Source organism: Streptomyces virginiae, assembly GCF_000720455.1.
In the GTDB taxonomy this organism is placed as follows: domain Bacteria; phylum Actinomycetota; class Actinomycetes; order Streptomycetales; family Streptomycetaceae; genus Streptomyces; species Streptomyces virginiae.
In genome coordinates this window covers 39,541-61,385 of record NZ_JOAK01000023.1, presented here as the reverse complement: position 1 = coordinate 61,385, position 21,845 = coordinate 39,541, and the positions used below count along the sequence as shown (strand labels likewise).

Below are 21,845 nucleotides of genomic sequence, written 5' to 3'. Positions count from 1 at the left end.
GGATGAGGCCATGACCACACCCGCGCATGCCTTCCACCTCGCCCAGCTCAACGTCGCCACGCTCCTACACCCCTTCGACGACCCGCGCATCGCGCCGTTCGTCGAGCTGCTCGATCCGGTCAACTCCGCCGCCGACGAAACGCCGGGCTTCGTGTGGCGGCTCGTGGGGGAGGGGGAGGCCGACGCCACCGGACTGCGCCCGGCGGGCGAGGACGTCATCGTCAACCTGTCGGTGTGGGAGACCCAGGAAGCCCTGTGGGACTTCGCCTACCGCAGCGGACACCTGGAGGTGATGCGGCGGCGCCGCGAGTGGTTCGAGCGGCACGTCGAGGCGCACATGGTGCTCTGGTGGGTTCCCGCCGGCCACCTGCCGACCGTCGACGAGGCGCTGGAGCGGCTGAGCGACCTGCGGGCGCACGGGCCGTCGCCGCGCGCGTTCACCTTCGCCTCCTCGTACACCGCCGCCGAGGCAGCCCCGCCCCACATGGCCCCGCCCGACGTGGCCCTGCGCGCGAAGCCGGCCGACGAGGCCGAGGCGGCGGCGGTCTGAGGCAACCACCCCCGCCCAGCCCCTCCCCATCCCCCTCGGGTCGCCCCGCGCTGCGCCGGAACGCACGATGGGAAGGGTGATGACGGTGTTGGTGGTCGGTGTGCCCGAGGGCGAGCAGCTGGAACTGCTCCGTTCGGGCATCCAGCGCAACCCGCACTTCCAGGTCGTGTCGCACGCCGACGACCCCGCCGTCGCCCTCGCGCACGCCCGGGTCCTGCTGCCCGACATCACCGTCCTGTCCCTGCCCGCCGGAATCGGCAGCATCGACTCGGACCCGGAGGTCCTGCGCGTGTTCCGCGGAGTGCGGGGGCTGGACCCGCCCAGCGGGGTGGTGCTGCGGACCCCCTCCGCGCGTGTGCCCCGTGCGGTGTCGGGCCTGGAGGTCGAGGGAGCCGTCCACGTCGTGCGCGAAGGGGACTCCGAGGCGCTGATGCGGGCCCTGCGCACGATCGGGCTCCGCCGGGCCAGTTGCGACCCCGACGAGATGCCCTGACCCGGCCCCGGACCGCCGGCGACCACCGTCCTCACCCACCGTGCTCGCCCACCGTCCTCGCCCCCGTCACCGGCGGCCGACGGCGCGCGGGAGGCAGGGCGCAAGCGGAGGAGCTCGCACCGATTGCTTCGATGATCATTCCCTGCGTACTGTCCCGAGGGGATCGCGGCGGCAGCCCGCTGCCACCCGGTGCCCGCAGCCGGTGTCCCGGCGATTCCCGAGTGCGACAGAGAGCGAGCGATCAGACAGATGCAGCCGACCCCGACGTTCGTGCTGGTTCACGGCGCCTTCGCCAACTCCTTCTCCTTCGCGCCGCTCCAGGCCGAACTCGGCCTTCTCGGACACCGCTCCGTAGCCGTCGACCTGCCCGGCCACGGCTTCGAGGCGAGCTACCAGCGCGCCTACCAGGCGCCGCAGGACCCCGAAGGCCTCGCCGCCGCACCCGGCTCGATCCGGGGCGTCACGCTCGCCGACAACGCCAAGCACCTGATCGGCATCCTGGAACGGGCCAAGCAGAACGGGCCGGTGGTCCTCGTCTCGCACAGCCGAGGCGGAATCACGGCCACCGCCGCCGCCAACGCACGGCCGGACCTGATCGACCGCATCGTCTACGTCGCCGCCTGGGCCCCGGTCGACCTGGAGGTCGGTGCCTACTACGCCGAACCGGAGATGGCCGCGGTCGACGCGGCTTCCCTGAGCCTGGCCCTGGCCGGGAACCCCGCGGAACTCGGCCTGCTGCGCGTCAACTTCCGCACGGCAGACCCCGCGGCCCTCACCGCGTTCAAGACGGCCTTCCTCGCCGACGGCACCGACGAGGAGTTCCTGACCTTCCTGAACACCTTCCAGCCCGACGAGAACCTCGACGTCGGCACCTCCGCGGACCGGGCACAGGCTGCGACCTGGGGCACGATCCCGAAGACCTTCGTACGCCTGGCGGACGACGCGAGCCTGCCGCTCGCCATGCAGGACCGGCTGATCCGCGAGGGCGACGCCCTCACGCCGGACAACCCGTACGACGTCCGCACCCTGGCGGGCAGCCACCTGAAGTGGCTGGTCGACCCGGCCCCGGCGGCCCGGGTCCTCGGGGAACTCGCCGCGCTCACGGCGCCGGCCACCGGTTCCTGAGCGCAGCCCGTCCGTAGGGTCCGCCATGTCCCGGCCGCGCAGCCCGGACAGGGGTTCCCCGTCCGGGCTGCGCGGGCCCGGCGATCGTACGGAGGGGACTCAGGCGGCGGCCAGGGCCTCCAGGGCGGGGACCGTCTCGGCGGGACTCGGCAGAGCTGCGTTCTCCGCGCGGAGGCGTTCGGCGGCGTCGCGCAGGACCGGGTCGGCGGTGAGGCGCGTCAGGAGCGCGGCGTCCACCTCGTCGGAGGCGGAGCGCAGGGCGGCGCCCGTCGCGGTGAGGGCGTCGGCGTTGGTGAAGTGGTCGGCGCCCTGGGGGAGCAGGAGCTGGGGCAGGCCGGCCTGGAGGGCGGTGAGCAGGGTTCCGGAGCCGCCGTGGTGGATCAGCCCGTCGGAGGCGGTCAGCAGCTCGGCCAGCGGAACCCACGGCAGCGGGCGGACGTTGTCCGGGAGGGTGCCCAGCGGCGCGAGGTCGGTGTCGCCGACGGCGAGCAGGAACTCGGCGTCCACCGACGCCGCCGCCTCGATCAGGCGGACGATGGCGCGGACGCCGTCCAGCTCGGTGAGCACCGTGCCCAGGGTGACGGCCACGCGCGGGCGGGTACCGCGGCGGAGCAGTTCGAGGGGGACGGTGCCGCCGCCGTTGTACGGGAGGTAGCGCATCCGCAGGCCGCCCGGGTCGCCGCCGAGGGAGGCGGGGACGATGTTCAGCGCGGTGGCCTCGGCGGGGCCCGCCACTCCGTACGTCTCGTACGCCTCGGTGAAGTTGGCGGCGAGCCGGCCGACCATGTCGTGCCCGGAGGTGACGCCGAAGTTCTGGATCACCGACGGGATCTTGAGCTTGGCCGCGACCAGCGGGGCCGAGGCCTGGAAGGAGTCGTAGACCAGCAGGTCGGCGCGCCAGCTCTCGGCGGCTTCGAGCAGGCCGTCCACGGTGGAACGGGAGATGAGCGCGAAGCCGCGGGCCGCCCGGTCGAGGATCTCGTCAGGGGTCATGTCCGGCGCGACGTAGCGCACCTCCTCGCCGGTGGACTGTTCGAAGACGTCCCGGATGCTGCGGCCGTCGCCTATCTCGACGAGCGGGAAACCAGCCTCGCGCAGCTGGTGCAGCGGCTGCGAGCCGGCGAACAGCACGTCGTGACCGGCCGCGCGTAAGGCCTGCGCCGTCGGGATCATCGGAAAGAGGTGCCCGGCCGAGGCCGGACCGGTGAAGAGTATGCGCACGGCTTCTCCTTGCCCATGGTGTGCCGGTCGGGGACGGGTCGTGCGGGCCCGCCCCCGGTTCCACCCTTTGAACTGCCGCAACGGCACGCGGTGTTCCCCGTCGGAGATCGAAAATCAGACGTTCTGGGAGGACCGTGGGCAAGACACCCCCTAGCTGTTGCCGGACCTGAAGAGGAAGTCCTCGACGGCGCGCAGATCGGTGTTCCAGTACGTGACCCGGGGGTTGGGGCCGACGGTGAGGGTTCCGACCTCCTCCGACAGTCTGATGTCGAGCGGCGCCGCCTCCCGGTTGCTGTCGGGGGCGCGGTCCTGGTAGCCGAGGGAGAACGAGGTGACGGTCCTCGTCTGCTGGCCGGCCCGGAAGACGAACACACCCGCGTACGCCTTCTCCCCTCGGCCCGATCGTGGCGACGGCCCGCGGCTTGGAGTCCGTGGGGGCGACCGGATCACCGATGTCCGTGCCGAAGCGGACGTACGGGTGGTGGTAGAGGGTGCAGGCCTTGTCCGTGAGGTTGGTGGCCGTGATGAGGAGGTGCCGGCCCGAGTCCTGCCGCCATCCCGACGTGTCGATCGACAGGTCGTTGTCGTTGCAGGCGACGACGGTGCCGTCGCCGCCACCCGCGCTCTGCGAGGGGCCGGCGGCGCCCCCGTCGCCACCGGGCCGGGCCGTGGTGCCGGACGGGCTCGGGGGGCCGGACGGGGAGGCGGCGCCGGACGGGGAGGCCGCGGCGGTCGGAGCGGGGGCGCCGGACGTGGTGGGGTTCTTGCCCCGGGCCGCGCCGCCGTCGGAGTCACATGCCGCGGACGAAAGGAGCGCGGCGACGGCCGCGGCCCCGAGGGTGTAGGTCTTCCAGCTCTTGCGGACAGTGCGCATGGTGGCCCCCGTATGCCTTCACATGGCTTGAACGGTGCGATCGACGCCTCGGTTCTGCCCTGCGGAGTGGCCGAAATCCGCACCCCCGGGGGACCGTTACGGACTCAGGACGTGAAGGACACCATTCCGTTCAAGTGGCCACGACCCGTCCGTTCTCGGGACGCGCGGTCCCGCGTGGCTAGCATGAGGGGATGGAGATCCGAGCGGGTCAGGTGGTGGTCCACTGCGTGGAGCACGGGACCGGCCGGCCCGTGCTGGTGCTCCACGGCGCCGGTGTCGACCACCGGGAGGCCGAAGCCTGCTTCGAGCCGGCCCTCGACGGTGTCGCCGGGCTGCGGCGCGTCTACCCCGACCTCCCCGGAATGGGGCGGACGGCCGCCCCCGCGACACTGCGCAGCGCCGACGACGTCGTCGACACGCTGCTCCGCTTCGCCGACGAGGTCACGGCCGGGGCCCCGGACGCCGAGTACCTCCTCGTCGGCCACTCGGCCGGCGCGTACTTCGCGCAGGCGATGGCCGCCCGGCGGCCGGAGCGTGTCGCCGGCCTGGCGCTCGTGTGCCCGTTGCTGCCCCGCGTGCGGGAGGTCCCGGACCACCGGGTGGTCGCCGGCTCGGGCGAGATCGGCGACGAGGTCTTCCGGAGCTACTTCGTGATCCAGACGCCGGACATGCTCGAACGGTACCGACGCCACGTGGAGCCGGCCGCGGCGCTCGTCGACGAGGCGGCACTCGAACGCATCGGCGAACGCTGGGCGCTGACACCCGGCCACGAGCGCGCGTACCCGGGCCCGATACTGGTCGTCGCCGGGCGGCTGGACTCGACGGTCGGCTACGCCGCCGCCGTCGACCTGGTCCACCACTACCCGCACGCCTCGCTCGCCGTGGTCGACGACGCGGGACACGCCCTGCCGCACGAACAGCCGGAACTCCTGCGCGCCCTCCTCGCGGACTGGCTCATCCGCGTCGAGCGTTCGGCCGCGGCGAGCCGAGCCGACGGGGAGCCGTCCACCAGGACCGAACCCTCCTGACCGAGGCGGTCGAGCGGGCCGGCGCCGGAGATCCTGAGCGGCCTGCCGTCCCGGCCCCGGAGGCAGCGGCGGTTTCCGGACGTTCGTGGGCAACGGGCCCTGCCGGGTGACAGCGGGCCGCGGTTCGGGGCATGCGCGGCAGTGGCTGCGACGCGCAGACCGTGTGCCACACCAGCGAACAGGAAGGAACGGCCATGCTGATAACGGTCACCCGCTCCGGAGGCTTCGCCGGCCGGGATAAGCTCAGCGCCCTCGACACCTCCGGCCGCACGGACGCCGCGGACCTGGAGGAGCTCGCCAAGCGGGCCGTCACACCCGTCGCGGACGGCTACCGCTACCGCATCACCGTCGACGACGAGGTGCTCGACCTCCAGGACCCCTGCCTGTCAGACGCCCAGCGCACACTGATCCGTACCGTCCTCGGCGTGGGTGCCTGACCTCGACCACGGCCCGGGCGCGCCGCCCCGCGGCGCCCGGCGGCGGCGCGCCCGGCCCGGCCCACCCGGACGGGTCGCCCGCCGTGCCGGGGTGCGCCCGCCGCCCTACGCTCGGGGCATGCCACGCCGCCCGATGCGCATGTCCGAAGCGGCCAAGGCCGCGCTGGCCACCGCGCTGAAGAAGCTCCGGACCGATCTCCAGGCCGCCTCGGTCTTCCCCGATCCCGTGCTCGCGGCGGCCGAGGCGGCCGCCCGCTCGCCCCGGCTGCCCGACAAGGACGCCACCGACCTGCCGTTCTTCACGATCGACCCGCCCGGTTCCAAGGACCTCGACCAGGCCATGTACCTGGAGCGGCGGCCCGGGGGCGGGTTCCGGGTGTACTACGCCATCGCCGACGTGGCCGCCTTCGTCACCGCCGGCGACGTGCTGGACGCCGAGGCGCACCAGCGGATCGTGACGCTGTACTTCCCCGACGGCAAGGTGCCGCTGCACCCGCCCGTCCTCTCCGAGGGCGCGGCCAGCCTGCTGCCGAACCAGAAGGTCCCCGCCCTGCTGTGGGAGCACGACCTCGACGCCTACGGCGAAGTGACGAGGTCGTCCGTGAGCCGTGCCCTGGTCCGCAGCAGGGCCAAGCTCGACTACGCGGGCGTCCAGCAGGCCATCGACTCCGGCACGGCCGAGGAGTCCGTCGCCCTGCTGCGCGACATCGGCGTCCTGCGCGAGGCCGTGGAGGCGGAGCGCGGCGGCATCTCGCTCAGCCTCCCGGACCAGGAGGTCACGTTGGAGGAGGGATCGTTCCGGCTGAGCTACCGGGCGGCGCTGCCCGTGGACGGCTGGAACGAGCAGATCTCCCTCATGACCGGCATGGCCGCGGCCACGATGATGCTGGCCGGCGGTCCCGGCATCCTGCGGACCCAGGAGCGGGCCCCGACGCATGAGGTCACGCGCCTGCGCCGGATCGCGCAGGGCCTCGGGATCGACTGGCCGCACCACGTGTCGTACGCGGAGCTGATCCGCTCGCTGAATCCGCACGAGCACCGGCACGCGGCCTTCCTCCACGAGGCGGCCGGCGCCCTGTTGCTGAAATCGGTCTACCGGTCCTTCCGCGACCACGACAGCATCCCCGCGCAGACGGTCCACGCGGCGATCGCGGCACCGTACACGCACTGCACGGCGCCGCTGAGGCGCCTGGTCGACCGGTACGCAGGCGAAATGTGTGTGGCAGCCACCGCGGACCGGGACGCGCCGGAGTGGGTGCTCGCGGCCCTGGACGAGCTGCCGGACACGATGGCGAAGGCGAAGGGGAGTGCGGCGGACCGGCAGTCCGTGGACCTGGTGGAGGCGGCGCTGCTCATGGACCGGGTGGGAGCCACCTTCGACGCCGTGGTCATCGACACCGACGCGGAAGAGTCCCGGCCGAACCCGCGGGAGGGGCAGGTACAGCTGGCCGAGCCCGCCGTCCTGGGCAGCGTCACCTCCACCACCGCCGACCTCGAACTCGGCAGCAGCGTCCGGGTCGAGCTCCGACGGGCCGACCCCGCCTTCCCCGAGAAGAACAAGCGGGTCCTCTTCAGCCTGGTGGAGGACGAGGGGTGACGGCCCCTCACCGGACGGTTTCGCAAGGAACTTGCCCGGGTTGGCACCGCTTCTGAACTGCGCGTTCATGGAATGCACGCAGGCGTGGCGTCAATTATGGCTCGACGTGGTGCCATTGATGCGCCATGATGGCGTCATGGGTGGCGCGCCCATGGGCCGTAGAGGTCGGCGGGCGCGTTCGCGGGTGGGCCGTCGAAGGGGTGGGGATCATGGAGACCGTGCAGAACGGGCAGCAGGCGACACAGCCCGGTGCCGTCACCGCCTTCGCCCGCTTCGTACTCTGCGGCGGCGGAGTCGGGCTCGCCTCCAGCTTCGCCGTGGGGGCCCTCGCCTCCTGGATCCCCTGGGTCCTGGCCAACGCCCTGATCACCGTGGTCTCCACGCTGCTCGCCACCGAGCTCCACGCCCGCTTCACCTTCGGCGCGGGCGAGCGCGCGAGCCGGCGCCAGCACGCGCAGTCGGCCGGGTCCGCGGTGGCGGCGTACGCGGTGACGTGTGTGGCGATGCTGACCCTGCAGCGGCTGGTGCCGGCGCCCGATCCGATGCTGGAGCAGGTCGTCTACCTGTCGGCCTCCGCACTCGCCGGAGTCGCACGATTCGCGGTGCTCCGCCTCTTCGTGTTCGCGCGGAACCGCTCGCAGGCCGCGGGTACCCTTCGTGGCGCCCGCACCCTGCCCGCGACCGTGGTCCGCGCCTCGGCCCCGGCGGGCCCCGCGGAACTCTGCCGCGCCGCCTGACGAGTTCGGGGTGGCGGGGGAGCGGGGCGGAGGCCCGTCGGAACCCACGCGGACCCGGAGCCCCCAGTGCCCCTCGTCGATTCCCGCACGCCGGGCTGACGTAGCGTTCGGGCATGAGTACGCCCCCGCCCCAGCAGCACCCCGGTCCCTACGGGCCCCCGCACCCCCCGCACCAGCAGCCCTACCCGGCGCAGCCCCACCCGGGCCGGCCCTACCCGGGTCAGCCGTACCCGCCGCAGCCGCACCCCGGCCAAGGCGCGTGGGGGCAGCCTCCGATGGGCCCGCCGCAGCGCAAGAACCGGACGGGCATGGTGATCGGGATCGTGGCGGCCTCGCTGGTGGCGCTCGGCGTCCTCGGGTTCGGAGTGAAGCTGCTGACCGGAGCCACCGGCGGCTTCCCCGAGGCCACCCACCGCCTCACCGTTCCCAAGACCCTCCTGGACGGCAAGTACCAGCTGGACCAGGACCTTTCGGCCACCGCGGGTCAGGAGGCCCTGAAGGGCACCTACGACTCCAAGGTCCGCGACCCGAAGCCGGCCGTCGGCCAGTACACGGCCAAGTCCCCGCAGGGAACGGGCGCACTCGTCATCTCGGGCATGTACGGCCGGTTCAAGGATCCCGCGAGCGCTCGCAGGAAGATGCTCGACGGAGCCGAGGACGCGGAGGGCGCGAAGGTGGCGGTCCCCGCGAGGGACATCACCCCCCTCGGATCCGACATCACCGTCTCCTGCCAGGTGCTGACCGTGCAGCAGGGCGGGGCCGAGGGCTCCCTGCCGATCTGCGCCTGGGCGGACGAGAACACCGGCGCCTCGGTCGGATTCGTCACCCCGGAGACGACCCAGCAGAAGCCCGCTTCCGTCGACCTCGCCCCGTTCGCCGAGGCCACCCTCAAGGTGCGCGCCGAGGCCCGGCAGCCGATCGGGTGAACGACGCCGCGGCTCTAAACGATCGCAGGGTTATGCCCAAAAGGTGACTTTCCGGAGTTTGGGCCGGTCGGATAGCAATGGTGCGGCGCCTGGCGCGGCCCGCCGACGGTCGGCGGCGACCCCAGTGCGCCGAGGAGGAAACCTCTCGTGATCCGCACCCGTTTCGCCGTCACACTGGCCACCATGGCCGTCACCGCCCTGGCCGTCACCGCGAGCCCCGCCTCGGCGGCGCCCGGTGACACGGTCAACATGTGCGCCAGCGCGCTCACCCCGGACGGCTGGGTCGACGTCCAGTGGTGGAACAGCGCCGGGTGCGGCTCCGGCTTCACGCCCAACATGAAGCAGATCAAGGACCTCAGAGGCTACCCCGTGGGCACGCAGGTCAACGCCTGCGCGTCCACGTGGCCGCCCGCCGGCTGGACCATCACCAGCACCTACTACTCGAGTGGCTGTCGCTACTCCGCCGTCCCCAGCTTCAACCCCAACACCTGGACGCTGAAGCGGACTTCCTGACCCCACGCCGTAGCCGAAGCAGTAGCCGAAGCCGTAGCCGACCCTCCCGCGGGCCGGCTGCGGCTTCGCCGTTTTCGCCCTGCCTGCGTCCGCGACGCAGTGGGCGCCACGCGGGCGCCGGGCCGGGCACGGCTTGCTAAACGGACCGGCGGTTCGTACGCTCGGGATCAAGCGGACTGGCGGTCCGTTTGTCAGGCGGGCGTGCGCCCGTCCCCAGTGCGAGCAGATCGGAAGCCCGGACCATGACGATCCCCATGACGGCCGCGGAGCTGTACCGCCACGGCCTGGAACTGCTGTTGGAGAAGGACATACCCGCCTGGGTCGACCTGTGGTCCACCGACGGCGTCCTCGAATTCCCCTTCGCCCCCGAAGGCATGCCCTCGCGCCTCGACGGCAAAGCCGCGGTCGGCGAGTACATGCGCCACTACCCCGACCACGTGGACCTGCACGACTTCCCCGATGTGAAGATCCATCAGACCACCGTCCCCGAAACGATCGTGGTCGAGATGCGCGGAGTCGGCCGCCTGGTGCAGACAGACACCCCCTACGACATGACCTACATCGCCGTGGTCACGGTCGAGGACGGCCTCATCACCTCCTACCGCGACTACTGGAACCCGCTCGCCGCATCCCTGCCCGGCGCCGACTTCACCGGAGCGAACCGATGACGAGCACCCCCACCACCACCGCCCCCGCCACCCTGGTGATCGGGGCCACCGGCACCACCGGCCGCCGCGTCACCGCCGGACTGCTCGCCGAGGGCCGGCGCGTGAAAGCGGCCGGCCGGACCGCCACCCCGCACACGGGCGCCCAGGCCGTCCGCTTCGACTGGAACGAGCCCGTGACCTGGGCCGAAGCCCTGGACGGCGTCGACCGCGCCTACCTGATCCCGCCCACCGGCTCACCGGATCCGGCCGCCGTCATGCTGCCCTTCCTCCACCGGGCCCGCACGGCAGGCGTACGCCGCGCGGTGCTCCTCAGCTCCTCCGCGATCCCCGCGGGCGGCCCTGCGGTGGGCCGGGTCCACGAACAACTGCCCGGCCTGTTCGAGGAGTGGGCCGTGCTGCGGCCCTCCTGGTTCATGCAGAACTTCGCCGATCCCGCCCCCCACGCACGCACCATCCGCGAGGACGGTGCCATCTTCACGGCCGCGGGAGACGGCCGCGTCGGATTCGTCGACGCCGAGGACATCGCCGCCGTCGCCGTACGCGCCCTGACCGACGGACGGGCCCCCGACACCGACCTGATCCTCACCGGGCCGCAGGCGCTGAGCTACGCCGACGTCGCCGCGGTCATCACCGATGTCACCGGGCGGCCCGTCGTACACCGGCAGCTGACCTTCGAGGAACTGCGCGACCGGTGGGCGGCGGAGATACCGATGGAGTTCGCCACGATGCTGGCCCGGATGGACCGTGCCATCGCCGACGGGGCCGAGGACCGTACCTCGGACACCGTGGAGCGCCTCACCGGCCGGCCCCCCGGCAGCCTGCGGGCCTTCGTCGAACGGGAGCTGCGCTCGGGCGCGAACCGCTGACACGACCCGGCCGAATATCATTCCCCGGGGCCGGAGAGGCCGTAGACCAAGGAGGACACGTGGCCCGACCAACGGAACGCGCCGACGCCCAGCGCAACCGGGAAGCCGTCCTGGCGGCCGCCGACGCCCTCTTCGCCGCCAGCAGCAGCCCCCACAGCGTCTCGATGGACGACATCGCCGCTGCCGCGGGCGTGGGCAAGGGGACCCTCTTCCGCCGCTTCGGCGACCGCGCCGGCCTGATCGCCGCCGTGATCACCTCCCGCCTCGAACCGCTGCAGCGCACGGTGCGTGAGGTGCAGGAGGCAACGGGCAGCGCACCGCGGCAGCGGGTGCTGGCCCTCCTCGACACCTCGCTGACCTTCAAGATCGAGAACCGGAACCTCATGGCGGCCGCCGAGGACGCCGGGCTCAGCAGCCCGTACCAGGCCGAGCACTACGGCTGGTGGCACGAAACGCTGCGGGCGGCGCTCGACCGGGTCCCCGGCGTCCACGACCCGGACTTCACCGCCCACGCACTGCTGGCCACGATCCGCGCCGACCTCGTCGCACACCTGATCGACGAACAGAGGATGTCCCCCGAAGGCCTGCGCTCCGCGCTCGCCGCCCACGTCGACAACGTCCTCGGCGGCTAGGTCGAGTCCTGCCGATCAGGCCGGTGGTCCTGCTGCTGCCGTGCCGGGAGCCCGGTAGCGGATCTGCTCGGCGTTGCGCAGGGCGTCCAGTGTTTCGTCGATGGTGAGCAGCACGGTCGTCTCGAACGAGCTGAGCGCCCCGCCCCCGCTGATCGCCAGGGCGACCGAGGCCATGGACACGTTGTCGGGGGCCTCCCACAGGTTGTATCCGTCATGGGTGCCGAAGGCGTACCAGAAGCCGTGCAGCTTGCCGCCGACGGACTCGATGTAGGACCTGGCGGCCGTCGTACGGTCCTCGGGACGGCTCATCAGCCGTGCCCACGTCTCCGGCGTGTAGCTGAACCTGGACAGGTAGAGCGGCATCGTGCACCTCTTTCGTTGTGTGAAGAGGTGCCCGCGGTCGGCCGGGTAGGGGCGCGTCAGGTCCTCGGATCCCCCGAACGGCCGCCTCCGGACGGCCGCGGCGGCCGACTCCGGCGAGGTGCCCCCGGGCCGCACGAGCCGGGGGCACCTGGTCCGCCGCTACGGCGCCGCCGCCACCGGCATGACGTAACCGAGCAGACCCTCCCGCGAGTAGGGCCCCTCGCAGTTGGCGCGGTCGGAGACGAAGTGGTCGAAGACGGACGGTACGTAGCACCGGTAGAGGGGTACCGAGCCCGGCACCGCCTTCGTGTGGACGTACCCGACCGCGCCGAGGGGCTGCTGGCCCTCGCATCCCGGATCGGGGGTCAGCAGCGAGTGGTTCGCCGCCCTGCACTCGTAGAGCCGGACCGTGCCCGGCGCCGGGTCCCGCAGCACCTTCCAGACCGCCTCGGGGGTGAAGCCGGCGGGCAGCGGCCGTGAGGAGGCCAGGTGCCCGGCGTGCGGGCGGTAGCCGCGCACCAGGGGCGCGTACGGGGTGGTGTGGCCGTGGGCGCGCCCCCACGTGCGCAGATAGCCCTCGGCACCCTGCATGAGCTCGTCCACCACGTCCTGGCCCCCGGTGACCCGGATGTCCTCGATCCAGTCCGGAACGAGGCCGTAGTGGGCGCCGCCGCCGTCCGTGTTGACGTCCCACACGCGTGAGCCGGTGACCTGCCGGTCGAGGAGCGAGCCGCCGTCCGGACTGCGGAAGGGATAGCGGACCTGATCGCCGGCCGCCGCCCTCGGACCGGGCAGCCAGGCGAAGCCGTTCATGTCGGTGCCGATGCCGTACCCGGCGCCGTACCGGGCGCGCAGGGCGGCGTGTTCACGCGCCTCGGCGGCGAACGCGGGGGCCTCGAACATGTGGCCCGTGATGAACCCGCCCAGGCGGTAGACCCGTTCGGTCCAGTTCTCGTCCATCCAGCCGTGCGTGGACAGGACACCCGGGTAGCGCTCCGCCTCGAGCACGCGCAGCGCCTGGTTCGCCGCCTTGACGCTCATGTGGTCGATCTCCAGCATCATGCCGCGCTTCGTCATGCCCAGCACCGCGTACTCGCCCAGCGCGGTCAGACCCCGGCGGTTGCACTGCGCCGCCCGGAGGGAGGCGCCGCCGTACTCCGGGAGCTCGACGCCTTCCGGCAGGGCGCCGCGGACCCGGGCCTCGGCCGCCGCCTCCGTCTCCACCGCCTGCGTCGTCCCCGCCTGCGCCGCCCCCGCCCGGGAGGTCCCGGCGGGCTCGGCCGCTCCCGCGGCGAGCCCGAAGCCGATCGGATTGTCGTGCTCGGGCCCCGCGCACGGCTCCGTGCTCCAGAAGGTGCCCGTCGACAGGAACTGGCCCGCGTTGACGGCCATGCCCTGGGTGCCCGAGTCGAACCGTACGCCGCACAGGGCGTTGTCGAACTTGTGGCACAGGAACATGCTGCGCACGCCCAGGCGGTGCAGTTCGTCGAGGCCCCGGTCGATGTCGTCCATGGTGCAGCGGGCGCTGTCCAGCACCTGCTTGCAGCCGAACGGTTCGGAGGTCTCCACCCCGAGGACGACGGCCAGCTTGCCCTCCCGGACGACCTCGCGCGCCTGCTCGGGGTCGGTGACGACCCGGAACCAGCCCTTGCCCGGGCCGCCGTACATGGCGTCCACGTAGGCCTGGAGTTCGTACGTCTTCTGGATCTGGAGCCGGATCGCGGTCATCTCGTCGCAGCCGCGGTCCTTGAAGAAGTACAGCGAGCAGATGACCCCGTTGGTGACCATGTCGTTCACCAGGACCCGCTGCCCGCCCCGCCAGGCCCGCTCCACCCAGGCGTAGTACGTCTGCTGGTGGGTGGCCGAGTCATGGGCCGGCCAGTCGCGGAACGTCGGCCAGCCGTTCGGGTCGTGCCGCCCGTCACCACCCTTGGTGATCATGTCGAAGAGGGCGAGGACGCCGTTCGGGTAGTGCTCGGGGCAGTCCTTCAGCGCGTCGGCCACCCCCGCCGGGGAGAAGACCTCTCCGCAGACCAGCCGTCCTCCGAAGCCCTCGTCGGACATCAGGTGGACGTGCGCGTCCACGTATCCGCGCACGCGGCCCCGCGCGTCGGTCCCGGTGAACGGCTCCCCGGTGACGTCGACCTGCGAGTCCGGGGCCGGGCGCGCCACGGGCTCCCACCACTTGGGCCCGGCGGGCGCGCCGGCGGCCGCCGCGGGCCCGAGGGCCAGCGTCACCAATGCGAGGACCAGGCCGATCAGCAGGTACCGGCTCCGTCCCAAGGCTCTTCGTCGGTTCATCCCCATCCCTTTCACGAGGCGTTCACGACACTGCGGAGATGGTCTTCCTCGGCCCCGGACGCCGCCGCCCGCGCGGTCGCGGGGGTCACACCGGGCGGTCCACCGCTCCCGCCGAACGGGCACGGACCAGGGCCAGGTAGTCCGCCGCGAGGCGGTGGCAGTCACCGGGCCACCGCGCCGAGACGTAGTTGCCGTCGGTGACGGTGAAGCCGCGTCCGGGCCGGGCGGCGGTGTCGCGCACGGGCAGCGGCGGGCCCGCGAGGAAGTGGCGCGGATCGGCGAGCGCCGCGGTGACCTCCTGCTGCACGGTGGCGCGGTACGTCCGGTAGTAGCGCCCCAGCCAGAGCCGGGTGAGGTTCCACCCCGTCAGCTCCAGCAGGGTCGTCAGAGCCGTCGTGCGGCGGCCGTGGAGGACCGAGCGTCCGGTGGCGGGATCCTGGGCACGGGCGGCGAGCAGCACCCCGTGGCAGACGGCCCCCACCGGCAGCCCCTGGGTGAAGGCCCGGGCGAACAGCTGCTGGGCGGTGGCGTCTTCGAGCAGTGTCCGCATGCGCGGGGCGTGGCCGCCCGGTACGAAGAGACCGGTGATGCCGGCCGGGTCGACGTCGGCGTACGCGAGAGGGGCGAGGAAGGCAGGGTCCTCGGTGAGGCGCCGGTAGGCGGCCAGCTCGGCGCGGCGGGTCATCAGCCAGGGCGACAGCCAGGAGAAAGCCGAGGTCGGTGAGCCGGGGATCGGCGAGCGCGACCTTCCCGTCGGGAGTCGCGAACCGCACCTCGAAGCCGGCGTCCCGCAGGGCGGCCCAGGGCACCGCCGCCTCGGTGGGGTCGTAGTCGCCTGCCGGGAGCAGGAAGAGAATCACGGCGTACTCCTCTGAGCGGTGGTGATCAGGGCAGCACGTTCGCTTCCGCGGCCCGGGGGCCCGACCCCCTGACCTCCTCGGTGTCCGAAGGACGAGCCTAGGAGCGGCCCGCGGCACCGTCATTGACCCCGACGGCCAAGGCGTTGACTCCCCGGACCCGCACCCCGCCGCCCCTCCCCGCGGGCGGCCGTCCCGCGGACGCTATTGACGGGGGTGGCGGGTCCGCATTGACTGACGGCCGTGTCCACCGTCGAGCCCCCTACCGTCACGGGACCCTCCGTCAACGCCTCGTACGCCCTCGCGGTCCTGAGCGCGACGGCCGAGGCAGGAACCGGCGGGGCCGACTCCCGGGCCATGCCCACGGACCGGCTGGACTACGGCGAGATGCGCGCCCTGTGGGACGAGGTGCTGGCAGCCCGGGACGCCGGCCCGCACACCGGGCTCCTCGTCGGCGACCGCATGCGGCCCGACGGCCTGCACATCCTCGGCCACCTGATCCTCACCTGCGCCAGCCTCGCGGACGCCGCGCGGGCAGCCGAGCGCTACCACCCCCTGGTGAGCCAGGCGGGCACGGTGACCCTGCGACGCCTGGGCGCCGCCGGCCGCATCTGCTACCGGCCGACCGTCGGCCCGCCCGCCATGCACCCCCAGCAGGTGGAAGCGGTCGTCAGCAGCATGGTGCGGGCGGCCCGCTGGATCGCGGGCGACGACTGGACGCCGCTGGCCGTGTCGTTCGCCCACCCCCGGGCGGGCGCGGCCGAGCCGTACGCCCGCGTCTTCGGCTGCCCCGTCACCTTCGACGCCCCGGAGAACGCGATCACGGTCGCCGGCGAGGACCTCGAAAGGCGCCGGCCCCTCTACGATCCGGCGCTCAACGGCCTGCACCGTGCCTACGCCGACCGCCTCCTGCACCAGCTGTCCGCGGCGGCCCCGACCGCGGCAGAGAGCGTCCGGCAGTGGCTGGAGCACGCCGCGCTCGGGGACGCGGGCCCCGAAGGCCCCGCCCGGCAGCTCAACCTCAGCGTCCGGACCCTGCGCAGGGCCCTGCACGCGGAGGGCACCTCGTGGCGCGCACTCCTCGACACCGCCCGCCACGGCCGGGCCAGGCGGCTGCTGGAGACCACGGCCCTGCCCCTGGACCGGATCGCCCCGCTCATCGGCCTGAGCGGCGCCACGGCCCTGGTCCGAGCCTTCACCCGGTGGGAGGGCATGCCCCCGGGCGCGTACCGCAGCCGGCACCGGCCCGCCTCCCAGGCCCGCGACGGGACCGGATGACGGAGCGGCGACGGGCGGGGGAGCGGAACCGGGCTCGGAACGGGACCGGGACGGGGGAGGGTGAGGGTGAGGAACTCCACCCCCGGCGGGACCCCGGCCGACCGGGCCCGGTGCTAGATTGTCCGGCGGCCGGATCCCAGGCCCCGGACGAGATGCGCCGTACCCGGTTACGCACGACGACGCGCGAGGTGCCGCACCAGCGGCACCATCCGCTGTCCGCTCCCGGGCAGCGTCCTCGTCGAGCAAGATGGGCCGAACGCCATGACCGTGCCACTCACCCGCAGCCTGTACCGGACGACCGCGCACGCAGCCGGGGGACGTACCGGATCCGTACGCACGGACGACGGGCGCCTGGACGTCCGTCTCGCGCCGCCGCGCAAGAAGGTGCCCGGCACCACCAACCCCGAGCAGCTGTTCGCGGCAGGTTTCGCGGCCTGCTTCACCTCCGCGTTCGCGGAAGTCGCCGCCGAGTTCGGGGCGGACGCCTCCGCCGCGCGGGTGGCCTGCGAGGTGGAGCTCGGTACGACGGACACGCCCGCGGGCTACGGCCTCGCGGTGGCCATCACCGTCAGCCTGCCGGGGTGGCGGGCGGCGGACCTCCAGCCGCTGCTGCACCGGGCGGACGCGGTCTGCCCGTACTCGCAGGCGGTACGGGGCAACGTACCGCTGACGCTCCTGGCGGTGGACGACCCGGCCACCGGCGACCGTGCCACCGACGACCGTGCCTGAGCCTGGGCCTGAGCCGGAGCCGGCGGGTGAGGTCCGGGGCGTCCCGGTACCCGAGCGCGGCGCCTGGTTGCGGCGGGGGATCAGCCGCAACGGCGGGCCGCTCGTCGAGGACCGGGGCACCGAAGTGGTGTGGCTGCAGGCCGGGTCGTACTACGCCGACAGCCGCGGCTTCGCCGGTACGACCTCCTTCGACGGCTCCCAGGTGCGCTTCCACCACCTCACGGGCGAGCCCGGCGACGACACCGGCACGCTCCGCCGGGACGGCGAGAACCTCGTCGAGTGGGGCACCAACCCGGACGGCGGCACCTTCCTGGAGATCTGGACCCCGCTGCCCGGTGCGGACGGTGTCACCGGCTCCTGGTCCGGCCCCGACCACCACGTGGTCCGCGTCGGCCGGCACGTGGTGCACGTCGATTCCCGTGCGGGTACGTACTGGCGGCTGTGAGTCCCGGCTCACCGGCGGCCGGACGGGGTCCCTTCGTCGTCGAGCATGCGGGTCAGGCGAGCGGCGAAGAACATGGCCGCGCCCGCCGCGACGATGCTCAGTGCATCGGCCACCATGCCCACGGTCACCGCGTCGAGGAAGGGACCGAGGTCTTCGGCCCGCCGGTAGCCCACGCTCGCGTACCGGCCCAGCAGGATCGAGCCGGCGAACGACGCCCACCAGAGGTTCAGCGGCCAGAAGGGGCCCTTGGCGCCCCGCAGACCGACCGTCCAGGCCTCGTTGGCGATCCGGTACGGCAACCAGAGGCAGGCCACCGGAACGAACCAGCCCCCGATCGCCCAGCCCGGCCCCCGGCGGAACCCGGTGGGCGCCAGCGTGCCGGCCCGCTGCCGGACGCGGTGGAACCAGGTGATGAAGACGGCCGCGCACGCGAGCACGATGAGCAGCTGGACCTGCTCCACCCTGGCGAACATCGTGTCCAGGGCCGCCCACCGGTCCTCGGAGATGTAGGCGAACTCGTCGTCTCCCTCCACCGCGGAGTGTGCCCGGAAACCGGCGTACAGGGAGACGGCGTCGCCTGCCGCGGCCGCCGTCAGCACGGCGTGCAGCACTCCGAGCAGAGCACGTCCGGGACTCGGGGCCGGATGGGCGAGCGGCGGACGAGGGCGGAGAACGTCGGGACGGGACGAGGACATGACGGTGTGAACCCCCCACGGGCACGGTACGCAGGCGCCCGGGGATGAGCGCGCAGAGGAAAAGTACGGCAATGAGAACCCGCCCGTCCACAAAGAAACCGCAGGTCTACGGCCTGCGGGGCCGGTAACGACCGCTGCCGGCCGCCGGCGGTGCCGGCCCGACGACGCATGGACCCGCGGGTTGCGGTGATACGAGCGGAACAGGCGGTTCACGGCGGGCCGCCCCTGCTGGAAGGAAACCGGGCGTGACCCACGACTCCCGTACCGACGTACTCCTCGACCCCCGACACGACGCGCCGCTCGACGGACCGTGCCGCTCCGGGGAACGGGAGGTCTTCGAGCGGGGCGCGAACGAGCGGGCCGAGGCCGCCCGGGAGCGCGAAGAGGCCGCCAAGGCCGTCTGCCACCGCTGCCCGGTCCGTCTCCCGTGCCGCCGCCACGCCCTCGCCGACCGGGTCCTCCACGGTGTGCGCGGCGGTCTCACCCCCGACGAGCGCCACCGCCTGCTGGCCAACACCCAGGCCGTGTCCGCAAAGTAGCGCCGGGCCGCACCCTACGATCGGCGGATGACCAGACGGCCGCCTCAGCCTCCCCGCTCCGTGTGTTTCGACGTGCCCGACGGGCACGGCGTCATCGAGGTGATCGGCGACGAGGGCGGCAGCCTGCTCCTGCTCGCGGGGGAGCCGGTGGTCTTGGAGGTCAACGACGGCTGCGGAAGCCTGGGTTGGCTGGCCGCCCGCGCGGGAACGGGCGGGCCCGGGCTGTCGGAGGTCAAGTACCTCACCGAGTGGCTCGGCGCCCCCGGCCTCGTGCCCGATCCGCTGACCGGTCGGGCCGGGCCGCCGGATCCGCAGTGCCTGCGCCCGCTGCTGTCACTGCTGGCCCCGGGGCGGTACGTGATGTCGGCCGGGCTCGCTCCGCACGACCTGCGAGTGGTCCGTCCGCGCGCCCTGCAGGTCCAGAGCTGGTACGCCGACGAGGAGCTCGCGCTGGTGACCAGCGACGCGTGGCCGCCCCGCGACCACAGGGCGGTGCGCGGTTACGTCGACCGCATCCGTGCCGGGGGCGGCCTGCCGGCCCTGGTCGCGCTGTTCCCCACCGCCGGGAGCTCCGTCGGCCACCTCCTCGACGGGCACCACAAGCTCGCCGCGTACGAGCGCGCGGGGGCCCGTCCCCTGGTGATCAGGCTGGCCCCGCTGGAGCCCCGCCCCTTCCGGCGCGACGACCTCGACCGCGCCCGGGCGGCGTTCTCCGACGGCGCGCCCCGACCGCAGGGCGACGCGCTGGGCAGGCTCTTCTCCTCCGTGCGGACGGAGTCCGCCTGACCGAGGGCGTCCTCGGAGCCCTCAACCCGCGCCTTCAGCAGGCCGGTTCGCCGGGCGGGCCGGCCGGTGGGAGGTCGATCACGACCATCCTGTCCAGCCGGTAGCCGTCGAGGTCCGGACGGTTCCACCGCTCGCCGTCGCGGACCTGGTGGAACCTGAACGTCGCGTTCGTCTCGTTGGCGCTGACGATGCACCGCACCGGCCCGGGCCGGTCCAGTACGGCCACGAGCTGCCGGAGCTCCAGGGCGAACGCGATCCCGTGGAGGAGCAGGACTCGCTGGTCGTCCTGCGAGATCTCCGGGGCGCCGTCCACGATCTGGACGTCGACGGGGACGTGGTCCTCCAGATGGAGGGAGCTTTCGGCGCACTCCCAGCCCGTGAGGTCCGCGAAAGGGGACGGAGCCTCGGCGGCGTTGCCCGCCGAGCCGGCCCAGGCGAGTACGTGCCCTCGACGACGTATCCCCTCGGCGAGCCGGTCACGCAGGCCCGGCGCGAGGCCGCCCGGCGGCGCGAACAGGGCCCGGCCCGCCGGCACTCCCAGTACCTCGGCCGCAGCATCGTTCATCGTCAGCGACAGCATGAGATCCATGATCGCCGCCGACCGCCGCTCCCGTGCCCGACGCTCTGCATAATTCGTCATGTGCCTGACAGCAAGGCGCGCTGCGCACTCCCATGAACGGCACCACACCCCGAAGGGAGCGATCGGTACATGACCAGGCCTGAGAGCGCCGGACACGGACGCGAGAACGGACCCGAGGGCGGACCTGAGACCGGACCCGAGACCGGACACGGCGACGACCGCGAAGGCGCACTCGAATACGACGTCGTCGTCAGCGGAGCCAGCCTCGCCGGCAGTGCCGCGGCGATCCTGCTCGCCCGCCGCGGCGTCCGCGTCGCACTGCTGGAACGGCGCTCGGACCCCGAGGCGCACAAGGTGCTGTGCACCCACTCCATCACGGCCAACGCCTACCCCGTCCTGGACGAACTCGGCCTCGTCCCCGCCATCGAGAAGGCCGGGGCCGTCCGCAACGAGGCCCGCTGGTACACCCGTTGGGGCTGGATCGAGCCGAGGGCCGTGCCGGGCGGCCCCGAGCTGCCGTACGCGTACAACATCCGCCGCAGCACCCTCGATCCGATGATCAGGTCCCTCGCCGAACGGACGCCGGGCGTCGATCTGCTCCTCGGCCACCAGGTGGCCGGGCTGGTCCGGGAAGCCGGGCGGACGGTGGGCGTGCGCGCGTCGACACCGCAGGGCGAGCGCGAGATCCGCGCCCGTCTGGTGGTCGGCGCCGACGGCAAGGACTCGGCCGTGGCGAAGTTCGCCGGGGTGCCCGGCCGGCAGTACGAGAACGGGCGGTTCGGCTACTTCGCGCACTTCCGCGACCTTCCCCTGCGCGGGGGGCTCGGCCACACGTGGTTCCTCGACCCCGACATGGCGTACGCGTTCCCCAACGAGGACGCAGTGACCGTCATCGCGGTGCTCCCCGGCAAGAAGTGGCTGCCGGCCTTCCGGGAAGACCTGGAGGGCAGCTTCCTCGCGTTCGTCCGCGCCCTGCCCGAGGCGCCGTCCATCGACTCCGCCGAGCGCATCACGAAGATCACCGGCACCGTCAACTACCCGCTCCACAGCCGCAAGCCGACGGCGCCCGGCGTGGCACTCGTCGGCGATGCCGCCCTGACCGGCGACCCCTTGTGGGGCGTGGGGTGCGGATGGGCCCTGGAGTCCGCGCAGTGGCTGGCGGAGGCCGTCGCCCCGGCCGCAACCGGCCGCGGCGACCTCGACGGGTCCCTCATGGCGTACGAACGCAGACACCGGCGCACGCTGCGCGGACACCAGTACCTGGCGGCCGACTTCGCCAAGGCCCGCCCCTTCAACCCCGTGGAGCGGCTGATGTTCTCGGCGGCGGCGCGTGACGCATCGCTGGCGCGGCACATGCACCTCTTCGGATCCCGCCTGATCGGTCCGCTGAGATTCCTGAACCCGGTGGCCGTGGCCAAGGCCTCGGCCGTCAACATCAAGCACCGTCGCGCGGCCGCCCCGCCGCCGGCACACCTGTCACGCACGCGGTCCTGACCGCGCTCCGCTCCCGCTCCCGGATCCGGCCTGATCCGAACGACGGCCGGGGCGTCAACGGCGTCGGCGTGGACGGCGACCCGGACCTCCTCGCGCCCAATGCTGTCCGAT

Annotated in this window: 25 protein-coding genes, 1 pseudogene and 1 riboswitch; of the genes and pseudogenes, 18 read left to right on the top strand and 8 right to left on the bottom strand. The window is 73.1% G+C overall.

From position 1 onward, the window contains the following. The first annotated feature begins 10 nt into the window (after nt 1–10). The 3 genes from IG86_RS0128365 (at nt 11) to IG86_RS0128355 (ending at nt 2,168) form a co-directional block, all read left to right on the top strand. A complete protein-coding gene (locus tag IG86_RS0128365) occupies nt 11–550 on the top strand; it encodes a DUF3291 domain-containing protein (RefSeq protein ID WP_030900651.1) in 540 nt (179 codons plus the stop codon). A gap of 76 nt (nt 551–626) precedes the next feature. Continuing rightward, a complete protein-coding gene (locus IG86_RS0128360; RefSeq protein ID WP_157854919.1) occupies nt 627–1,043 on the top strand; it encodes a response regulator in 417 nt (138 codons plus the stop codon). 249 nt (nt 1,044–1,292) lie between these two features. Continuing rightward, the gene (locus IG86_RS0128355) at nt 1,293–2,168 is read left to right on the top strand and encodes an alpha/beta hydrolase (protein WP_030900647.1); all 876 of its coding nucleotides are present in this window, start codon (nt 1,293–1,295) and stop codon (nt 2,166–2,168) included. Between the two features lie 99 nt (nt 2,169–2,267). Here the strand turns inward: IG86_RS0128355 and IG86_RS45155 are convergent, their stop codons facing one another. From IG86_RS45155 to IG86_RS45590, 3 genes and pseudogenes are all read right to left on the bottom strand, one after another. After that, nucleotides 2,268–3,389 carry a nucleotide disphospho-sugar-binding domain-containing protein gene (locus IG86_RS45155; protein ID WP_030827951.1) on the bottom strand — a complete coding sequence of 374 codons (1,122 nt, stop codon included), beginning with the start codon at nt 3,387–3,389 and terminating at the stop codon, nt 2,268–2,270. 150 nt (nt 3,390–3,539) lie between these two features. After that, nucleotides 3,540–3,761 carry a hypothetical protein gene (locus IG86_RS43705; protein ID WP_030900644.1) on the bottom strand — a complete coding sequence of 74 codons (222 nt, stop codon included), beginning with the start codon at nt 3,759–3,761 and terminating at the stop codon, nt 3,540–3,542. A gap of 28 nt (nt 3,762–3,789) precedes the next feature. Continuing rightward, a pseudogene (locus tag IG86_RS45590) lies at nt 3,790–4,263 on the bottom strand (DUF4232 domain-containing protein); the annotation flags it as partial. A gap of 191 nt (nt 4,264–4,454) precedes the next feature. Between IG86_RS45590 and IG86_RS0128335 the strand changes: the two are divergent. The 9 genes from IG86_RS0128335 (at nt 4,455) to IG86_RS0128295 (ending at nt 11,667) form a co-directional block, all read left to right on the top strand. Beyond that, complete coding sequence (locus IG86_RS0128335) at nt 4,455–5,291, top strand: alpha/beta fold hydrolase (protein WP_030900640.1); 837 nt, start codon at nt 4,455–4,457, stop codon at nt 5,289–5,291. A gap of 194 nt (nt 5,292–5,485) precedes the next feature. Then, entirely contained in the window at nt 5,486–5,728 is a 243-nt protein-coding gene (locus IG86_RS0128330; RefSeq protein WP_030900637.1) for a protealysin inhibitor emfourin, read from the top strand. A 118-nt stretch (nt 5,729–5,846) separates the two neighbouring features. Next, nucleotides 5,847–7,325 carry an RNB domain-containing ribonuclease gene (locus tag IG86_RS0128325; RefSeq protein WP_030900633.1) on the top strand — a complete coding sequence of 493 codons (1,479 nt, stop codon included), beginning with the start codon at nt 5,847–5,849 and terminating at the stop codon, nt 7,323–7,325. Between the two features lie 209 nt (nt 7,326–7,534). Further along, complete coding sequence (locus IG86_RS0128320) at nt 7,535–8,062, top strand: GtrA family protein (protein WP_030827938.1); 528 nt, start codon at nt 7,535–7,537, stop codon at nt 8,060–8,062. Between the two features lie 113 nt (nt 8,063–8,175). Beyond that, a complete protein-coding gene (locus IG86_RS0128315) occupies nt 8,176–8,988 on the top strand; it encodes a hypothetical protein (RefSeq protein WP_030900630.1) in 813 nt (270 codons plus the stop codon). 147 nt (nt 8,989–9,135) lie between these two features. Further along, nucleotides 9,136–9,501: a hypothetical protein gene (locus IG86_RS0128310; RefSeq protein WP_107091928.1), complete on the top strand. Its 366-nt coding sequence runs from the start codon at nt 9,136–9,138 to the stop codon at nt 9,499–9,501. A 242-nt stretch (nt 9,502–9,743) separates the two neighbouring features. Further along, nucleotides 9,744–10,169 (top strand): nuclear transport factor 2 family protein, encoded by a 426-nt coding sequence (locus tag IG86_RS0128305; RefSeq protein ID WP_030900617.1) that lies wholly within the window; start codon nt 9,744–9,746, stop codon nt 10,167–10,169. Continuing rightward, complete coding sequence (locus tag IG86_RS0128300; protein WP_030900614.1) at nt 10,166–11,035, top strand: NmrA family NAD(P)-binding protein; 870 nt, start codon at nt 10,166–10,168, stop codon at nt 11,033–11,035. Before IG86_RS0128305 ends, IG86_RS0128300 begins: the two co-directional genes overlap by 4 nt. 59 nt (nt 11,036–11,094) lie before the next feature. Then, nucleotides 11,095–11,667, top strand: a complete 573-nt coding sequence (locus IG86_RS0128295; RefSeq protein WP_030827923.1) for a TetR/AcrR family transcriptional regulator — start codon at nt 11,095–11,097, stop codon at nt 11,665–11,667. A gap of 15 nt (nt 11,668–11,682) precedes the next feature. On the opposite strand, the gene IG86_RS0128290 is transcribed toward IG86_RS0128295, so the two are convergent. The 3 genes from IG86_RS0128290 to IG86_RS39185 all read right to left on the bottom strand — a co-directional run bounded on the left by IG86_RS0128290 (nt 11,683) and on the right by IG86_RS39185 (nt 15,016). Then, a complete protein-coding gene (locus IG86_RS0128290; RefSeq protein ID WP_030900611.1) occupies nt 11,683–12,030 on the bottom strand; it encodes a GYD domain-containing protein in 348 nt (115 codons plus the stop codon). Between the two features lie 159 nt (nt 12,031–12,189). Next, the gene (locus tag IG86_RS0128285; protein ID WP_244306125.1) at nt 12,190–14,331 is read right to left on the bottom strand and encodes an amidohydrolase family protein; all 2,142 of its coding nucleotides are present in this window, start codon (nt 14,329–14,331) and stop codon (nt 12,190–12,192) included. Nucleotides 14,332–14,416: 85 nt separating this feature from the next. Next, the gene (locus IG86_RS39185; protein ID WP_244306122.1) at nt 14,417–15,016 is read right to left on the bottom strand and encodes a DJ-1/PfpI family protein; all 600 of its coding nucleotides are present in this window, start codon (nt 15,014–15,016) and stop codon (nt 14,417–14,419) included. A gap of 415 nt (nt 15,017–15,431) precedes the next feature. Between IG86_RS39185 and IG86_RS0128275 the strand changes: the two genes are divergently transcribed. The 3 genes from IG86_RS0128275 to IG86_RS0128265 all read left to right on the top strand — a co-directional run bounded on the left by IG86_RS0128275 (nt 15,432) and on the right by IG86_RS0128265 (nt 17,640). Continuing rightward, complete coding sequence (locus tag IG86_RS0128275) at nt 15,432–16,466, top strand: AraC family transcriptional regulator (protein ID WP_030900606.1); 1,035 nt, start codon at nt 15,432–15,434, stop codon at nt 16,464–16,466. 123 nt (nt 16,467–16,589) lie between these two features. Then, nucleotides 16,590–16,652, top strand: a riboswitch (guanidine-III (ykkC-III) riboswitch). A gap of 75 nt (nt 16,653–16,727) precedes the next feature. Continuing rightward, the gene (locus IG86_RS0128270; RefSeq protein WP_045936735.1) at nt 16,728–17,195 is read left to right on the top strand and encodes an Ohr family peroxiredoxin; all 468 of its coding nucleotides are present in this window, start codon (nt 16,728–16,730) and stop codon (nt 17,193–17,195) included. Next, nucleotides 17,188–17,640, top strand: a complete 453-nt coding sequence (locus IG86_RS0128265) for a hypothetical protein (protein ID WP_157854918.1) — start codon at nt 17,188–17,190, stop codon at nt 17,638–17,640. Before IG86_RS0128270 ends, IG86_RS0128265 begins: the two co-directional genes overlap by 8 nt. 8 nt (nt 17,641–17,648) lie before the next feature. Here the strand turns inward: IG86_RS0128265 and IG86_RS0128260 are convergent, their stop codons facing one another. After that, complete coding sequence (locus IG86_RS0128260) at nt 17,649–18,251, bottom strand: DUF4328 domain-containing protein (protein ID WP_051785469.1); 603 nt, start codon at nt 18,249–18,251, stop codon at nt 17,649–17,651. A 329-nt stretch (nt 18,252–18,580) separates the two neighbouring features. On the opposite strand from IG86_RS0128260, the gene IG86_RS0128255 reads away from it, so the two are divergent. Both IG86_RS0128255 and IG86_RS39180 read left to right on the top strand, forming a co-directional pair. Further along, nucleotides 18,581–18,874 (top strand): WhiB family transcriptional regulator, encoded by a 294-nt coding sequence (locus IG86_RS0128255; protein ID WP_051785467.1) that lies wholly within the window; start codon nt 18,581–18,583, stop codon nt 18,872–18,874. A 27-nt stretch (nt 18,875–18,901) separates the two neighbouring features. Beyond that, on the top strand, nt 18,902–19,660 hold the full coding sequence (locus IG86_RS39180) for a hypothetical protein (protein ID WP_157854917.1): 759 nt from the start codon (nt 18,902–18,904) through the stop codon (nt 19,658–19,660). A 34-nt stretch (nt 19,661–19,694) separates the two neighbouring features. On the opposite strand, the gene IG86_RS0128245 is transcribed toward IG86_RS39180, so the two are convergent. Further along, complete coding sequence (locus IG86_RS0128245; RefSeq protein WP_107056293.1) at nt 19,695–20,240, bottom strand: hypothetical protein; 546 nt, start codon at nt 20,238–20,240, stop codon at nt 19,695–19,697. Nucleotides 20,241–20,369: 129 nt separating this feature from the next. On the opposite strand from IG86_RS0128245, the gene IG86_RS0128240 reads away from it, so the two are divergent. Continuing rightward, the gene (locus IG86_RS0128240) at nt 20,370–21,734 is read left to right on the top strand and encodes an NAD(P)/FAD-dependent oxidoreductase (protein ID WP_078906064.1); all 1,365 of its coding nucleotides are present in this window, start codon (nt 20,370–20,372) and stop codon (nt 21,732–21,734) included. Nucleotides 21,735–21,845 lie beyond the last annotated feature (111 nt).

Coding starts and splice junctions, on each gene's coding strand:
- IG86_RS0128320 (WP_030827938.1), top strand. CDS start 7,535: ATGGAGACCGTGCAGAACGGGCAGCAGGCGACACAGCCCGGTGCCGTC.
- IG86_RS39180 (WP_157854917.1), top strand. CDS start 18,902: ATGACCAGACGGCCGCCTCAGCCTCCCCGCTCCGTGTGTTTCGACGTG.
- IG86_RS0128355 (WP_030900647.1), top strand. CDS start 1,293: ATGCAGCCGACCCCGACGTTCGTGCTGGTTCACGGCGCCTTCGCCAAC.
- IG86_RS0128325 (WP_030900633.1), top strand. CDS start 5,847: ATGCCACGCCGCCCGATGCGCATGTCCGAAGCGGCCAAGGCCGCGCTG.
- IG86_RS0128240 (WP_078906064.1), top strand. CDS start 20,370: ATGACCAGGCCTGAGAGCGCCGGACACGGACGCGAGAACGGACCCGAG.
- IG86_RS0128245 (WP_107056293.1), bottom strand. CDS start 20,240: ATGCTGTCGCTGACGATGAACGATGCTGCGGCCGAGGTACTGGGAGTG.
- IG86_RS0128300 (WP_030900614.1), top strand. CDS start 10,166: ATGACGAGCACCCCCACCACCACCGCCCCCGCCACCCTGGTGATCGGG.
- IG86_RS0128270 (WP_045936735.1), top strand. CDS start 16,728: ATGACCGTGCCACTCACCCGCAGCCTGTACCGGACGACCGCGCACGCA.
- IG86_RS0128335 (WP_030900640.1), top strand. CDS start 4,455: ATGGAGATCCGAGCGGGTCAGGTGGTGGTCCACTGCGTGGAGCACGGG.
- IG86_RS39185 (WP_244306122.1), bottom strand. CDS start 15,016: ATGACCCGCCGCGCCGAGCTGGCCGCCTACCGGCGCCTCACCGAGGAC.
- IG86_RS0128305 (WP_030900617.1), top strand. CDS start 9,744: ATGACGATCCCCATGACGGCCGCGGAGCTGTACCGCCACGGCCTGGAA.
- IG86_RS0128290 (WP_030900611.1), bottom strand. CDS start 12,030: ATGCCGCTCTACCTGTCCAGGTTCAGCTACACGCCGGAGACGTGGGCA.
- IG86_RS0128365 (WP_030900651.1), top strand. CDS start 11: ATGACCACACCCGCGCATGCCTTCCACCTCGCCCAGCTCAACGTCGCC.
- IG86_RS0128315 (WP_030900630.1), top strand. CDS start 8,176: ATGAGTACGCCCCCGCCCCAGCAGCACCCCGGTCCCTACGGGCCCCCG.
- IG86_RS0128285 (WP_244306125.1), bottom strand. CDS start 14,331: ATGAACCGACGAAGAGCCTTGGGACGGAGCCGGTACCTGCTGATCGGC.
- IG86_RS0128330 (WP_030900637.1), top strand. CDS start 5,486: ATGCTGATAACGGTCACCCGCTCCGGAGGCTTCGCCGGCCGGGATAAG.